Genomic DNA, 14,642 nt, shown 5'->3' with positions numbered 1-14,642 from the left:
CAGGGCTCAGTACGAAGTGGCCTGCAAGCACCTGCTCTCTGAGAAAGCTATTCCGGCCCGCATTATGAAGGAGTGCCTGGAGGAGTTCCGGGACGTGCTGCTGGCGGCCAATATCCAGCCCGAGACAAAAAGAACGTGTTGGAGGACGAATTTTCCATACCCATATCGCGGAGCTTTGAACAGGAGGTGTCTGGCATGTGCAATCTGAGCAAGGGTGTTTTTGAGAGGGGACGGAGAGAGGGTATTTAAGGAGGGCATTAAAGAGGGTATTAAGGAAAACCGCATTCAGTCCATAAAGGACCTTATGGAACCGCTTTCGCTCTCCTTCGATCAGGCAGTGGAAACGCTGAAAATACCAGTGAGTGAGCGGGATGAGTATGCGCGGCTGCTGGGAAAATAAATTTCAAAATAGCAGTTGTAAAATCGCCCCAATTCTTGTGTAATGAAGAATGGAGGCGATTATTATGTTAAATGAGTTTTTAAGCTATCTGCAGGCGCGGGGGAAATCTCATAGCACCATCACGGCCTATTACCGGGATGTATCTCTCTACCTCAAATGGTGCCAAGAGACCTTTTGTGAACAACCTGCACTGCTTTACCGTGCAAACGTGTTGGAGTATATCTCTTACATGCGGAACATCAGGGGCTACACATCCAAAACGGTGAACCATCACTTATCCTCCCTGCGCAGCTACAATGAATGGCTCATAGAGATTGGCCGGCAGACCGAGGCCGTTGTGCTCAAAAACGACTTCATGAAAATCCAGCTGCAGTACGCCAGCCCCAGCACTGTCTCGAAGAAAGATGTGGAGACTTTTCGCCAGCGTTTGTTGGAGAGCGGCAGCAAGAGGGACTACGCCATTGTGACCCTCTTTGCCTACTCTGGAATCCGGCGGAGTGAGTGCGCCGCTCTCAAAGTGGAGCATGTTGACCTGAGGGCCAGGGAGATCCGCGTCATCGGCAAGGGCGACAAACAACGGCTGGTCTACATCAATGACAAAATTGTTCATGCCCTGCGGGAGTATCTGAAGGAACGCAACTCCGACAGCCCCTTTTTCTTCGTCAGCAGGCAGAGCGGAAAGCTGACGGCATCCAGAATCAACCAGATTTTCAATCAATACTCGGATGTGATAACCCCAAAATCTTTGCGCCATTTTTTCTGTTCCAACGCTCTGGAGAACGGCTACTCCATCCATGAGGTGGCGACAACGACTATTATCTCCACCACCTGTTCAACGGCGAGTGGAACAGTTCCGGGTGCATTTTCCTTGACAGCCGTGACAGCTCGGACTTTTCCGACAGGAATAGCATCCTTTATGGACACCATATGGATAATGGGAGTATGTTCCAGAACTTGATATACTACAAGGATTCATCATTCTGCGAGGAGCACCCCACTGCCCAGCTCATTACGCCAGATGGCAGCTACGTCGTGGAGTTCTTCGCGGGGTATGTGTCCACCGTGGATGGGGACGCCTGGCGGCTGGACTTTACCTCGGATGAAGAATTTGGGGACTGGCTGAAAGCTGTAAAGGAAAAAACATTGTTTGAAAGCATGGTCGTTCCAACAGCAGCGGACAGAATCGTTACCCTCTCCACTTGCAGCTATGAGTTCCATAACGCAAGGTTTGTGGTGCATGGCAGGCTCGTTTCAGACTAGCCAGAATCCTCCTGTGGGTATTTGAATTTGAGATATAGGGCTTGAAAAATCCTTGTGGGTATGATATACTATTTTCACAGTATCAAGTATTGATTACGAGCAAGTGTGCTCAATCAAACACAGTTTCCGAGTTACAGAGCGTCTGATGGGTATATTACTTCACGATATGAAGTAATACTGTCAGGCGCTTTTTGCGTTTCAGCTGAAAATTCGGCACAATAGATTTCCTAAGCCAATCCAGGCAAAAAGGCAAGCAGAGAAATTTTCTTTGCTTGCCTTTTTCATATATTATTGGGCGCACAGCCCAAAAATCACAGAGGAGGCAGTGCAATATGGCTAAACCGACAGACATCAAGGGGAAAATCCGGTATCTTCTCGCGCTAGCAGAAAGCCCGAACGAGAACGAGGCACGGGCGGCGCTCCTTAAAGCCCGTGAGCTGATGGCAAAGCACAAGCTCACGGAGGCGGAGTTGGGGGAGGCGGAAAAGCAGGCTGTAAGGAAAATGCTTACCGACGTCACCTTTAGCAAGCGGCGCGACCCGTGGATCTCCGGCCTTTCTGCTATCATTGGCGAGAGCTACTGCTGCAAAGAGTACAGAAATCACACAAAGGGCCGCCAGACGCAGACCATCGGCTTTATCGGCTTTGAGGACGATGTGGAAATTTGCGTGGCGATTTTCAAGTACGCAGTGGACTGTATCAGGGTAGGGATAAAGGCAATTGAGAATGAGCTGGCAGGGTACTATCCTTGGTACATCAGGCAACAGCGTGACAGCTATGGCTACGGCTTTGTAAGTGGCATTCGGACAGCCCTTGAACGGCAGAACAAGGAGAAACACGGCGAGTGGGGACTTATATTGCTAATGCCGAAAGAGGTGCAGGAGGCCGCACAGAGTCTCGGAAAAAAAGATTTCAAGGCACGGACATTGGACACCATTGACCCCCACACCTATGCGCAGGGATACGAGGAGGGCAAAGAATTCGCCCCGGCTCACAGGCTTGGAGAAGGGGTAGCAGTATGAGACCAGAGCGACAGGCGGAGCCTACTGCCGTAGTCTGCAAGCAGGTAGGGCAGCAATTCCACATGAAGAACAGCTATATGTTCTGCGATATGCTGGATATACGTTTTTTCTATGGGCCAGGAGGCACCACACAGGTAGCCTACGCAGGCTACACCACAGCGGCCAGCGCAGACTTCGCAGAGGGCAAACTCGTTGAGGCGTTCCGCAAGGTGGACACCGTTTTGCGGCCTATGAGAAATTTGGCGGAGGAGGCGAAGTAACCTTGAATGAACAACACAGGATGAATTATTCGAGGGCAGGCTATTACTTTGTGGAGTGCGATATCTGTGGCCTGCGGTTCAATGCTGGCCGTGGAGGAAACGGAGCTGGAATCCGCTGGTGCAACGCCCTCAGAAATGATTGGTGGGCCAAACACACTGGGCAGGAAAGCCCAGAGGTACTTCATGTCGATTGCGAGGTAAAGCTGTGTATGAAACTCAAAGAGGAGGATAGGCACTGAGCGACAAAAAAGCCCTACATCGACTATATCTATCCCTTGCGACACCATCACCCAGCGCCGCGAAGGCAAGAAGGAGGGGATGTATCGGCCCAAGTACCATGATTCCTGTGGCCAGTGGCTGTGCTGGGAGAAACTGGCGATAAGAGGGAAACTGAAAATCAAAAAACAGGAGGCGTCAAAATGAGTCCAGAAGTTGAATGCGTTGAAACGGAGAGCAATATCATCCCCATCCAAGACTACCAGCCCGAAAGTGAGCCAGCAGGCTCAAAAGAAACCCTCCGGCCCATGGCCGTGGAAAAAATCGCAGAGGAGTTGAAAAACTTTTATGGCGGCCAGAAAGAAAAGTGCGTTTCCTCCCATGTCGCAGCGCAGGTCACCCATTTCTGCGAGGAGTCGCCGGAGTTTGCCGAGGTGGTTTACAAGACCAAGCGAACGCTCTCCGACTGCTGTGCCGAGGTGATGAAAGGCGTTGGCAACCACATCTCCGACTTCGACGTGTACAGGGGCATAGTGCGAGCCTATTATCCTAATGCGGACGTCAGGTTCCTGATGAACATTGAGATAAACGGCGCTGCTCCTAGCGAGGAGGAGATGTCAAAACTTCCTGAAAAGCCTGCGCCAAAGGCAAAACCGGCTCCAAAACCCCAGACGAAGCCCCAGGTAACGGTTGTGCCGCCCAAAAAGAAAGAGGCCGCACAGCCGGAAATTATCCAGCTTTCGCTGTTCTGAGGGGGTGACACTGTGCTTATCAAAAAAGAGTTGCAGAATCTTCCCCTTTCCCCCGCTCCTGCTCCGACAAAAAGGATTCCTCTTACGGCAGGGGCCGCAGTCCATCAGCTACCCAAGTGTGGGGACATCCTTGCAGTCGATGTGTATGAGAATCGGCAGCTAATTTTCCGCTTTTTCTCCGATGGTAATAACTTCATCACCTGGAGGGCGCAGTCAGATGTCCAAGATTGGACGAAAAGAGAGCCATTTATCGCAGAGAACATCCGTTGCCAACCGGTCAGGGTAAAACCCACTTCCATGGAGAGCATTTCTCATGTTTTGGGAATCACCCCCCTCTTGTGGGACATTCAGGAGCAGGTCGAAGAGTGCGTGGCCAAGTTTATCGCGCGCTGGCACAGGAAGAAAAAGGAAAAGGCTCTGGAGGCAAAATACCAGCTCATGGAGCGGCATCTGGATATGTTCCCAGCCTACCCTTCCAATTTGGACGAGTTTTGCGAGAATCATGTGTTCCACAAGTCAATCATTTATCTGTCCAAGCTGGAAAAAGGCAGACGTTGGGGACGATGTATGCACTGTGGAGGGCGTTTCCTCCTCGACCGCTCTGTGAAACCAGGTAGCGAGGGCATTTGTCCTAAGTGCGGCGTACCTGTCAGATTCCGGAGTGAATGGGCCGAGAAGCCTTTCATCAGCAAAGCAAAAATCTGTATTCCCTATCTGGTGGACGGGCAAGTGCTCCTGCGATATACAAAAGTACGGCGAGCAATCTCTCCCCTCCAAATGAGACCGGAGTATGACTACACCGACTTTTTTCTCAACATCACTGTGGAAAAAAGTGGCAGGCAGAAAACTTACGCCTACTGGTGGAGACAATATCCGTACTACTGTAGCGGCTGGAACAGGCTTCGGAACGGTTCAGAGTGTTTCTCTGCCACCTATGTTTACACGGAAAACTTGCCGGAAATCTTTGGTGAACGATACTGTCATGTTGACTTGCGGGCCGGATTGCAGGGCCTTTGCAGGCCAATCTGGTTCTATGGCCTTTTGCAGAATCTGAGAAATATCCCACAGGCAGAGTACCTGTTCAAGCTAGGCCTCCCTGTCCTGGCGGCGAATTTATCATCGCAGAAACCGGGTATTATAGGCTTTTCTGAGCTGACCGGCATCAGCAAGCAGTATCTCCCCCTTTTAAGGGAAACCCAGGCAATGGAAAGTGAGATAAAGCTGCTTGCTGCATCCAAGAAATGGGTGCCCTTCGAGGTGTTCCGGCAGCTATGCGCACTTAATTTGGATTATAACAGCTTGAATACCATGCGAAGTATTATGGAGTATAACAGTTTGGGACGGGTACTGCGGTTTTTGCAGAGCCAAAAGAAAAGCAAGAAGACCTTTGCGAATTTACTTGGGCTATATCGGGATTACCTGGACATGGCCAAGAGGCTAGGGTGCAACATGAAGAAAAAGGCCATTCTGGAGCCCCGTGACCTGAAAGCCCAGCATGACCTGATGGCGGCCCAGCTTGCGGAGCAAAAGCGAGAAAAGGAAAACTCCCTGCTGCCCCTTGCCATCCAGGACGGACTGTACTGGTGGGCACAGGAGTACGCAAACGAAAAATACCAGGTTGTGTACCCCCAGACCCGGGATGACTTCATCAACGAGGGCATAAGCCTGAACCATTGCGTGGGCAGCGCCAGCTATTATGACCGTCACGTTCTCGGCAGACAGATGGTGTTTTTTATCCGCCAGACCCCTCAACCGGATAAGCCGTTATATACCACGGAAATCGACATGGACGAGGGCAGAATCCGGCAGCTCTACGGTTTCAGCGACACCTCTGTGCCCAAGGATGTCAGAGCATTTACTGAGGGATTTGTCAGGGCTGCTATGCGGTGGAGGAGTGCAGAGAGAACGGCGGGGTGATATTTATACCATCAGCAAAATTATAATTATTATGTGATATAGGAGACATTCAAATGAACATACAAAGCATAGCCATTATGCCGGAAATCCTTAAAGGTTTCTACCCCACGCCCCCCGGCGCTGGCAGACCGGCTGTTGGCCGGGATTGACTGGCATTATGTGGGAACGGTATTGGAGCCATCCGCAGGCAAAGGGGACTTGGTAAAGGCCGTCGCACAAAATGCCCAGCGCCGCAACTACGATCAGCCGTTGGACGTGGACTGCGTGGAAATTGACCCCTATCTGCGCTCCATCCTTGACTATGAGTTTGGGGGTAAACGTGAGGATGAAATCTGGGAGCGCCGCAAGCAGTTGAACGGCAAAGAAGGCTGGAATACCGCGACCCGCTCAAGAGGGGAATGGCGATTATCCTTGCATCCAGATTTTCCTGGATATGGGGGAGCGTTCGGAGCTGATTTGTTTTGCGGAATATAATCCCGAAAAGGACATTCCCATGCAAGTTTGTGTGGGCGCGTACCAGTCCCATCTTGATGACACAACCTACTATAAACCTTACCATGGAGGTATTGACAATGAATTTGTGTGAAAAAATCTGTTACTTTCTGTCCTGGCCCGAGGTTGCAAATATCATTGCAGCCGAAACCGAAAAGCATCTCGGTCATCCAGTACAGTGCCGTATCCAATATGATGACGAAACTTATTGGTGCGCCGACCAGCCTGCTCTGCCTCTCCACGAGGCCTGCCAAATCATGTACCTCAGCGGTTTCCCTGCCGAAAACTGGCAGGACACCCTTCCGGATGAAGGGGGAACCGTTACAAATGTATTTGGTATGGAGCTGAGCGAGCACCTGTTCCGCAGCGGCCTGGACTTCGCGTGGGAAAGGAAATTCATAGCGCCGGAGGGCATTTGGCTGGTAGGAGTCTCCCCGAACCACAAGGGGAAAGTAGGGCCTGTGACGATTGGTGGTGCGGAAGTCCATTTTGACGAATTGAAGTCTGAGGACGAGCTTCTTAACTTCCTTATCGAAAACGACTGTACCCACACTGACCTAATGGAGTTCTGCGAGGACTATAAAAAGCGTTACGGAAATGACCTGTGCTGGCTCTATCCCATAGGGGACGGCTCCCGCCTGGGCGAGTGTCTGGTGCTGGTCAGGGAAGGCGTACTCAGTTTGCCCTATACCTTTTACTTGGATAACGCCAACTTGGTATTTGAGCTGAGTGCCGCCAGCCTGATCCACTCGCAGCAGCTTGTGCAGCTCTCCAAAGACTGGGAGCTTTTTTCCGCTGACCTTCAGCATGCCATGTCAGATATGGAAGCGTATTTGCGAAATAGCGGAAAATTTGGAGGGCAAAAATGAACGCAAGAATGAAGTACATTCTCAACGAGTTTGAGAAAAACCAGCTTAAGCCGGATGAGCCCTTCAAGTTTCATTGCACCATGTGCGGCAAGTGCTGCATCAAAAGAGAGGACATCCTCCTTAATCCCAGAGATATGTACAACCTGGCAAAGGAGCTGGGTATGACCCCGCACGAGGTAATGAACACTTACTGCGAGACCTACATCGGCAGCGATTCCCGCCTGCCAGTGGTACGGCTGAAGCCCCGAGGCGAAATCAGACGCTGCCCGCTGCTCAAGGACAGGAAATGCTCTGTCCACAATACCAAGCCTACCGTCTGTGCACTATTTCCTATTGGCCGGGGCATTGCCGGAGAGAAGGGAAATATCCATTCGCTAACAGTCAAGGACATTCGGTACTTCTTTTCTGAACCAGGCTGTGGGGACGACTCCGAGACTCATACGGTTCGGGAATGGCTGGGTGAATTTGGCCTCTCGCCTGAGGACGAGTTTTTTATCAAGTGGCAGAAGTGCCTGTTCGAGCTGAGTATGTGCTTTTGCAGGTTGGAAAAGAAATTGGGTGCAGATATGGGGCCCATATGGAGCCTCACCGGGTCAATCCTCTACCTAATGTACGACATAGAGAAGCCCTTTGAACCACAGTTTAGCGCTCATCTGGGTGAACTTCACAAGCTGATATCAGAGCTGGCAGAGGAGGGCGGCAAATGAGCTTTCACCTGCCGAACACCAGACCGGTATCATCTTCCGAACAGGTCAACTTCCACTGCAAACACTGCGGGGCTTGCTGCCGGCATGTGCGGGAGAGTGTTCCTCTGAATACTCTGGACGCATACCGCTTGGCAAAGCACCTTCGCGGCCATGGAGAACATATCTCCTTTTTGGACGAAATCTTTGCCCGACATGCCGAACCGGTACTCCTGGACAAGTCTGGTTACACGGTATATATGCTCAAGAGCACCGGCCCTGATGACGACTGCATCTTCCTTGACGGCAACCGCTGCTCGATTCAGCAGGCCAAACCCACTGCCTGCCGGCTCTACCCTTTTGTGGCAGAGCCGACGCAGGATGGCGGCTGTAAGTACCTGCTGAGTATGGAGCAGGGCCATCACTTCAAGGGTGGTCAAGTCCAGGCCGGGCGGTGGATGAAGAAATTCTTCTCCCCGGAGGACAGAGAGTTTATGCGTATCGATATGGACTCCGCGCCGTTGATTGCCTTGCTCATGCGGAATGTCCCGGATTCGGAGCAAAAGCGCGCGATTGTGCAGTACCTTTGGTATAGGTTCTCCGACTTCGACTTAGGCAGGCCGCTGGTCGAGCAGTACCGGCGAAATACAGAGAAGCTGATAGCGGCGCTGAAAGAGATGCAGAAAAGGGAGGGCCAAAATGGACACTGACCGCAACGAACACCAGATCATCCGCAAAGACGCCCGCGCCTGTTTCGTGGAGAGCCTGAATGACTCCTTCCAGTTCGGCAAGGTGCATTTCGGCTTTGCTACCTACGATATGAAGCGCCCGGAAGGGCAGCGGCAGACAAATTCCGTCCACATCTATATGGCTGTGGATGAGTTCCTGGAGCTGTGCCGAAAGCTCTGCTCCGGCGAGCTGCGGTACATGATGAACCAGCGCGTGAAAGAGGGAAACAAGGAGCCCCTCTATAAGTGCTTGGGCGGCACCTCGGCTGAAAAGCTGGCAAAAATCAACCGTTCTCGGCCCGACGGCATGAGTCTGTCCCGCACGGCTGAACTGGTCTGCGGGAAGAACGGCAATTTCCTGTTTGCTGCCAGCAGCGGCCCCGGCGAGACCAATAAGACCGGGCTTATCGTGCCGCGCTTTGGAAATAGCCCGGAGAACCATGTCTCAGTCAGCTTAACCTATGAGAATTTCAGCGGGCTTATGCTGACAACTAAAGCGCACTACGAGGCATGGCTGTCGGCGTGGTACGCAAGACAGACAGAGTCAAAAAAGGAAACGCCGCCCAAACTGGAACGTATTCCGGCACAGCCGAAAGAGAATGTCCTCGAGCCGGTTTACTCTGTTGAACCGGGGTATGGGGCGGTGGCGATGTTTTGACCGTCAGGCAGAAAGCGGTACTTGATAAGCCTTTTGAAATGTGGTACAATAAATTAAATAGAAAGCGGTGTTTTTATGACCGGTAAACAGGAACGCCAGCACCAGGAGGATTTGCAGCGATTGCGGGGATTCCGGCTGTTGGACGATGATTTTATGACAAAGTGTTTCGAGGGCGAGACAGCCTGTGTGGAGCTGGTGTTGCGTATCGTGCTGGAAAAGCCGGATTTGCAGGTTACGGACGTGCGCACTCAGGTGTTCGTGGAAAACCTGCTGAATCGCTCCGTTTGTTTGGACATACTTGCGACGGACAGCGAGGGGCGAAAAATTAACGTGGAGATCCAGCGGGCGGATCATGGCGCGGGAAAGCGCAGGGCACGGTACAACAGCGCCATGATGGACGTGAACCTGCTGCCAAAGGGCGAGGATACCGACGATTTACCCGAGACCTATGTTGTGTTCATCACGGAAAACGATGTGCTGGGCGGCGGACTGCCGCTCCATCGCATCAGCCGGTACGACCATGACATGGGGACGCCATTTGATGATGGCACACATATTATCTATGTGAATGGCGCCTATCGGGGCAGTTCTCCCATTGGCCTGCTCATGCACGATTTCGCCTGTACAGACCCGGCGGAGATGCACTATAACGCATTGGCTGACCGGGTACGGTTCTATAAAGAAAGCAAGGAGGGCGTTGCCATTATGTGTAAAGTGATGGAGGAAATGCGGGAGCAGTCCCTTCAAGAGGGCTTGGAAGAGGGCATGAAAGTGGGCCGCAAGGAAAACGCAGTTGAGACCGCGAAACGTATGCTGGCTGACGGGCATCTCTCTTTGGAGAAGATAGCCGAGTTTGCCGGTTTGAACCTTGACGAGGTAGAAAAACTTCAGACTGCGGAAAACGCATAGTTAGTGAACTGGGCCGGGAACCTTTGGGTTTCCGGCCTTTTTCTTAGTTAACATCAAGCGGGGAATGGGATATACTATTATTAAACAAAGAAACAAAGAATCTTTGCAAGGGAGGAAAACCCAATGGAAATGAAAAAGTCAGTATATCGGCAAAACGGCAGATCACTATTCCACAGAGGTTTTTCCAGGCGCTGGGATTTGACTCTGAGGCGGAGTGCGTGTTGAGGGGAAACGAGTTGGTTATTCGGCCTGTCAAAACAAATTCCGGCAGCGAGTTCGCGGAACAGATTCTGGCCGATTTAGTCGCCCAGGGATATAGCGGGCAGGAACTACTAGAAAAGTTCCGTGAAACCCAGAGGAAAATCCGTCCGGCGGTAGAGGCCATGCTGACCGAGGCGGAGCAGGCGGCTGATGGTACAGTGGAGTATTCCTCCTATGACGAAATTTTCGATGAGGTGGGGCATGACGGCTGACGTGCGCTTTCTGCCTCCGGCGACCCGTTTTTTCAAAAAGCTCAAGGATAAACGGCTAAAGGCTCTGTACCAGGCGGACATAGACGAGATACGCCATGACCACATGGTGGGACAAATGAAAACCGGCGATCTCGCTGGTGTATATGGATATAACATTTATTATAACAAGGCAAATTATGAACTTGCTTATACAGTGGAGTACCGGGAAAATAAGATCATCGTCGTCATCATGGCTGGGACGCGAGAAAATTTTTACGACGAGCTCAAGCGATACATGAAAAACTGAGTGTTTTCCGCGAAAAAATTTTGCGTTTGCCTATATTTTGCCTATGTCAAGCCGATGACACGGAAATGAGAATCTGCTATACTATTAGCGTGGAAAGCTGGCCCAGTCCCTGGGTCGGCTTTTTAACATTGCTGTGGAAAGGTTGTTGAAAATGAAATACTGCCCCTATTGCGGCGCTGCCCTCCCGGACAGCGCCGTATCTTTTTGCCCGGAATGTGGGAAGTCAATGCCGGAAAGCGCATCAGGCACCACGATGCCGGATAAGCCCGCCAAGGAAAAGAAATCTCGCAAAAACGCCAAAAAGAAGAAGGTCACTCCCCCAAGGCGTTCTAAGACCGAGCCGCCCCCAGAGGACGATTACGACGGCTACTACGACGACCGCCTCCCCATAGACGAGGACCACCGCCGGGATGGGCTGGACAAAGGAATAGTCAAAAAGGTGATTGCGCTGGTGCTGTGCTTGTTGGTGGTGATTGGGGCCTGCGTGGCAATTTTATACGTTTTGTGAGTTGCAAACGGCACTACTCGCCTGTGTAATATTGCATAATCCAAAAAAGGAGCCAAAAACTTATGATTTACATATCCAAAGGCATTTCAAAGAGCAGCCTGCGTAAGCCCCTCAAGGTGACCCGCTGTGGCAAGACCGTCCAGCTTTCCGGCCTCCAGGCCGAGCTGTGGCGCAAGGGGCGGTATGCGTTTGCGTCAGCCCACACCAAGGCAGAGGAGCTGGCCCTTGCAAGCCTCTCCAGAGCCGGGCTTGCTGAAATCCAACAGGAAAACACTGGTACTTTTCGCTACTATGCCTTGACCAGTTGCGTCCTCTGCCCCACCCAACGGTTGAATTTGGGCCTGAGCGCCGGGGAAAGGGAACTTCTCTGCTGGCTGAAGAAAGCTGGCCTGCGCATGACTGTTGCCGAGCTAATCTATCTGCGTAGCCGGGAGATCCGGCCCACCCGAAAGCTGCTGAGAGCCAGGAACAGGCAGGCCCTGGTAGAGAGTATTTACAACCCGTTCAATATCTCGGACAATTTGTTGGAGCAGCAGATGGAGTCTGCGGAGTGTCGGGACAGGGTGGTGGCTGACCTGATATCACTGCTGAAGAGAAAGAAACTGGTGCTGCTATGAATCCGGGCTGGGGAAAATTCAAGGAGCTGCCAGCTCCTTTGCAAAAGCAGATTATTCAGCGCATTGGTCTTGGTCTGGCAATGTTGGCGCTCTTTGGGGTTATATGGGCGGCAACTGGCACGCTCGGCCTGGCAATTCCCGGTCTGGCGATGGCGGGCTATCTCTTGGGGAGCGGAGGGCTGTTGTTCTATCGCTGTATGCAAGGGGAATACATCCGCCTGACCGGGGCCGTAAAAGAAGTCAGCACATCAGGCCTGCGAAGAAAGCCCAAGTTCCTGCTGATTGATACGGAACAAGGGCTCATCAAAATTTCAGCAGGCCGAAGGCCTTTTCCCACTGGCAGTACGGTGGCGCTCTATCTTGCAGTCAATACGCAGGTCTATGAGGAAGACGGCATCTTCAAAGTATACGGCTATCTGGCGTTGGCGCTCGCTGCCCCTCCCAAGAAAAGGATTGACTAAGCCTGGAAACTGTGATATATTATAGATACAGTTTCATGGTTTCCACAGGAAAACATAGTATCCGAGTTACAGAGTGTCGATTTGCGCGTGCTTTAGCACGAATGCGCGGTCGGCACTTTTTTTGTTTCCTGAGAGCGCCAAAACTGAATTATAGGCGGTAACTCCGCCAGAAAGAAGGCAGAAAATGTTAGCAGTTCTCATCACAGGAGCAGTAATCTCCAAAGGGTTCCAGGATGAACCGGCCATCAAGGTGTCGGACAGCGGAAAGGCAGTCTGGTTCCGTGTAGGCAAAAAGGTGTATGACCCCCAGGCCGAGGACAACCGGCGCTGGATCAACATCAACGTCAAAGGTTTCAATTACATGGCGGAGCGCATCCAGAAGATGCAGCTCAAGGAAGGCGTCTACGTCAATATCCGTGGCCGTCTGGACGAGGATGTCTGGAAGGACAAAGATGGTGAGACACACAAGAACCTCTACGTTATCGCTGAGGACATTGAGTATGCGGGCGGCAAGTCCAAGGATGAATCCGAGAGCTATACCGCCCCTGTTCACCAGCCGGACAAAGCCCCATTGCCTACTGAGGCCCCCGGCGAGTTCACCGGTTATGAGGCGTTCGGCGGCACATCCTTCTTTGACGACTAAGGTAAAACAAAATGAAATCTGAGCGTGAATAGAGCGTACAACGAGTATTTTGCTTGTTGTGCGCTTTTTGCGTTCGGAGGAAAGGAGCCTGCCATGCAGGAAGCAAAACGCAGCCCCCTACTGGATTCACTTAAAATCGTGGGCCTTGCCATCATGGCCTGCTATGTATGCCGGTTCTGGCCCATGGTGATTTTCCTTGTCATCTACGGCCTGGCAGTCATCACGCGCACTCTGGTAAAGTCCAGGAAGGCAAAAACCGCCAAACTCGTGCCGGTCATACCGGCAGAACCCATCCCGGCACCAACCCCTACCCAGCGCGACATGGAAAACCTGGCGTTTTCCATGATATGCGGTCGAATAACCGAGCTAGTAGCCCGGGACTATCCTAATGCCCGCTGGGTATGGGAGTTCCCTACAGCTCAAAAGCTTATTCTGGAGGGCCACGAGGCATACATCCTCCTGAACCAGGCCGGAGGCTATCGCCGGGCACAGGTGCTGTACCAAAACCTACAGGTTACCGGCCTAAAGTACGAAGGCATTACCGTTGCCCCTACCCAGCAGCCCACCGAACCTTCGCCGGAAGAAACCGAGCCGGACAACTACTCCCTTCTTGCCTTCCAGTGGGTGGATGCTCACACAGCGGACTTGAGCGCACAGCGTGAGGAGGCCCGGCAAAATGGTCTGGACCATGTGCTGGTGCCGGAGACTGAGCTGCCCGTAGCCCAGAGCTGGCAGGACATCTGCGCCGAGCTGGCCCGCGCCGGGTTCAGAACGCAGGTACTTGCCGAGGGTATAAAAATAACAGGAGTTGATGAAAATGAGCGCCGCTCTGAATAACCTATTCAGTTTCAACCGCGCTACGCTGCCGCCGCCTTTCGATACGGTCACCAACAAGAAAATCTCTGTGGCGTCCAAGTACGGCGACGGCAAACAGGCGACCCTTTGCTTTACAGTCATCAAGGCGCTGAACGCCGTTTGCGCCTGCATGAACGGCTCCGGCGAGGGCGCTGTGGGCGTGATCGACCACCGCTCGGTGGCGGAGTACAAGTCCTCCATGGGCCCGGACGCTTATCACCTGGCAATTTTTGACAGCAGCACCGGGGCCATTTCAGCCACAGTCTACGACAAAAACACGGAGATCGGCGAGCTGTATGTACTGAAAAACTCGGGCCGCGATGGCGCTGCTGTGATGATGGCTATGTTCCCGTTCCTTAACCGGGACGAGGAATTTGAACAGGAATTCACTGAGTATTTCGACCAGTACACGGCGGGTTTTCCCGATATCAATGCCGCCACAAATACCATGGCAATCCTCTGCGACAACGTCTACCGGCGGGTCATGGACGAGACCTGCAAGGCTCATGTCAAAGTGGCCCTGGATAAGTCCGGCAACCTGATGCGGGTTTCCCAGACACAGTTTCTTAATGCTTATTGTTTTTGCGGATTGTCCTATGACACGATACACCAGGTTGCCCAGTTCACTCCCGA

21 protein-coding genes and 2 pseudogenes are annotated in these 14,642 nt (G+C 52.3%); all 23 read left to right on the top strand.

Going from position 1 to position 14,642, the window contains the following annotated elements:
* Positions 1-220 precede the first annotated feature (220 nt).
* Positions 221-400, top strand: a complete 180-nt coding sequence (locus D5270_RS03505; RefSeq protein ID WP_166542794.1) for a hypothetical protein — start codon at positions 221-223, stop codon at positions 398-400.
* A gap of 49 nt (positions 401-449) precedes the next feature.
* The gene (locus tag D5270_RS03500; protein ID WP_330587360.1) at positions 450-1,358 is read left to right on the top strand and encodes a tyrosine-type recombinase/integrase; all 909 of its coding nucleotides are present in this window, start codon (positions 450-452) and stop codon (positions 1,356-1,358) included.
* Positions 1,262-1,660, top strand: a complete 399-nt coding sequence (locus D5270_RS03495) for a class B sortase (RefSeq protein WP_330587418.1) — start codon at positions 1,262-1,264, stop codon at positions 1,658-1,660. The genes D5270_RS03500 and D5270_RS03495 overlap by 97 nt, the downstream gene beginning before the upstream one ends.
* Before the next feature lie 332 nt (positions 1,661-1,992).
* Positions 1,993-2,682, top strand: coding sequence for a DUF2786 domain-containing protein (locus D5270_RS03490; protein WP_166542791.1), 690 nt, complete (start codon positions 1,993-1,995; stop codon positions 2,680-2,682).
* Complete coding sequence (locus D5270_RS03485; protein ID WP_166542790.1) at positions 2,679-2,942, top strand: hypothetical protein; 264 nt, start codon at positions 2,679-2,681, stop codon at positions 2,940-2,942. Before D5270_RS03490 ends, D5270_RS03485 begins: the two co-directional genes overlap by 4 nt.
* A 2-nt stretch (positions 2,943-2,944) precedes the next feature.
* Positions 2,945-3,181: a hypothetical protein gene (locus D5270_RS03480; RefSeq protein WP_166542789.1), complete on the top strand. Its 237-nt coding sequence runs from the start codon at positions 2,945-2,947 to the stop codon at positions 3,179-3,181.
* A gap of 180 nt (positions 3,182-3,361) precedes the next feature.
* Positions 3,362-3,910, top strand: a complete 549-nt coding sequence (locus D5270_RS03475; protein ID WP_166542788.1) for a Cas9 inhibitor AcrIIA9 family protein — start codon at positions 3,362-3,364, stop codon at positions 3,908-3,910.
* A gap of 297 nt (positions 3,911-4,207) precedes the next feature.
* Complete coding sequence (locus D5270_RS03470) at positions 4,208-5,827, top strand: PcfJ domain-containing protein (RefSeq protein ID WP_166542787.1); 1,620 nt, start codon at positions 4,208-4,210, stop codon at positions 5,825-5,827.
* 135 nt (positions 5,828-5,962) lie between these two features.
* Positions 5,963-6,301, top strand: coding sequence for a hypothetical protein (locus D5270_RS03465; protein ID WP_166542786.1), 339 nt, complete (start codon positions 5,963-5,965; stop codon positions 6,299-6,301).
* A 98-nt stretch (positions 6,302-6,399) separates the two neighbouring features.
* Positions 6,400-7,188, top strand: a complete 789-nt coding sequence (locus D5270_RS03460) for a hypothetical protein (RefSeq protein ID WP_166542785.1) — start codon at positions 6,400-6,402, stop codon at positions 7,186-7,188.
* Positions 7,185-7,895: a YkgJ family cysteine cluster protein gene (locus D5270_RS03455; protein ID WP_166542784.1), complete on the top strand. Its 711-nt coding sequence runs from the start codon at positions 7,185-7,187 to the stop codon at positions 7,893-7,895. The genes D5270_RS03460 and D5270_RS03455 overlap by 4 nt, the downstream gene beginning before the upstream one ends.
* Positions 7,892-8,581 carry a YkgJ family cysteine cluster protein gene (locus D5270_RS03450; RefSeq protein WP_166542783.1) on the top strand — a complete coding sequence of 230 codons (690 nt, stop codon included), beginning with the start codon at positions 7,892-7,894 and terminating at the stop codon, positions 8,579-8,581. Before D5270_RS03455 ends, D5270_RS03450 begins: the two co-directional genes overlap by 4 nt.
* Positions 8,571-9,257, top strand: coding sequence for a hypothetical protein (locus D5270_RS03445; protein ID WP_166542782.1), 687 nt, complete (start codon positions 8,571-8,573; stop codon positions 9,255-9,257). The genes D5270_RS03450 and D5270_RS03445 overlap by 11 nt, the downstream gene beginning before the upstream one ends.
* A 75-nt stretch (positions 9,258-9,332) precedes the next feature.
* Positions 9,333-10,166 carry a PD-(D/E)XK nuclease family transposase gene (locus D5270_RS03440; protein WP_166542781.1) on the top strand — a complete coding sequence of 278 codons (834 nt, stop codon included), beginning with the start codon at positions 9,333-9,335 and terminating at the stop codon, positions 10,164-10,166.
* 221 nt (positions 10,167-10,387) lie between these two features.
* Positions 10,388-10,639: a hypothetical protein gene (locus D5270_RS03435; RefSeq protein ID WP_330587359.1), complete on the top strand. Its 252-nt coding sequence runs from the start codon at positions 10,388-10,390 to the stop codon at positions 10,637-10,639.
* Positions 10,602-10,925: a type II toxin-antitoxin system RelE/ParE family toxin gene (locus D5270_RS03430; RefSeq protein WP_243150121.1), complete on the top strand. Its 324-nt coding sequence runs from the start codon at positions 10,602-10,604 to the stop codon at positions 10,923-10,925. The genes D5270_RS03435 and D5270_RS03430 overlap by 38 nt, the downstream gene beginning before the upstream one ends.
* A 151-nt stretch (positions 10,926-11,076) precedes the next feature.
* A pseudogene (locus tag D5270_RS17220) lies at positions 11,077-11,142 on the top strand (zinc ribbon domain-containing protein); the annotation flags it as partial.
* Between the two features lie 9 nt (positions 11,143-11,151).
* Positions 11,152-11,433, top strand: a complete 282-nt coding sequence (locus D5270_RS03425; RefSeq protein ID WP_243150119.1) for a hypothetical protein — start codon at positions 11,152-11,154, stop codon at positions 11,431-11,433.
* A 62-nt stretch (positions 11,434-11,495) separates the two neighbouring features.
* A complete protein-coding gene (locus tag D5270_RS03420; protein WP_166542779.1) occupies positions 11,496-12,050 on the top strand; it encodes a hypothetical protein in 555 nt (184 codons plus the stop codon).
* Positions 12,047-12,511, top strand: a complete 465-nt coding sequence (locus D5270_RS03415) for a hypothetical protein (RefSeq protein WP_166542778.1) — start codon at positions 12,047-12,049, stop codon at positions 12,509-12,511. The genes D5270_RS03420 and D5270_RS03415 overlap by 4 nt, the downstream gene beginning before the upstream one ends.
* Positions 12,512-12,695: 184 nt before the next feature.
* Positions 12,696-13,154, top strand: a complete 459-nt coding sequence (locus D5270_RS03410; RefSeq protein WP_166542777.1) for a single-stranded DNA-binding protein — start codon at positions 12,696-12,698, stop codon at positions 13,152-13,154.
* A gap of 93 nt (positions 13,155-13,247) precedes the next feature.
* Entirely contained in the window at positions 13,248-13,991 is a 744-nt protein-coding gene (locus D5270_RS03405; protein ID WP_166542776.1) for a hypothetical protein, read from the top strand.
* Positions 13,972-14,642 (top strand): annotated as a pseudogene (locus D5270_RS03400) (hypothetical protein); the annotation flags it as partial. The gene D5270_RS03405 and the pseudogene D5270_RS03400, both read left to right, overlap by 20 nt.

The organism is Acutalibacter sp. 1XD8-36 (genome assembly GCF_009917525.1).
In the GTDB taxonomy this organism is placed as follows: domain Bacteria; phylum Bacillota; class Clostridia; order Oscillospirales; family Acutalibacteraceae; genus Acutalibacter.
The sequence above is the reverse complement of the archived record's forward strand: the minus strand, read 5'-3'. Positions and strand labels throughout refer to the sequence as shown.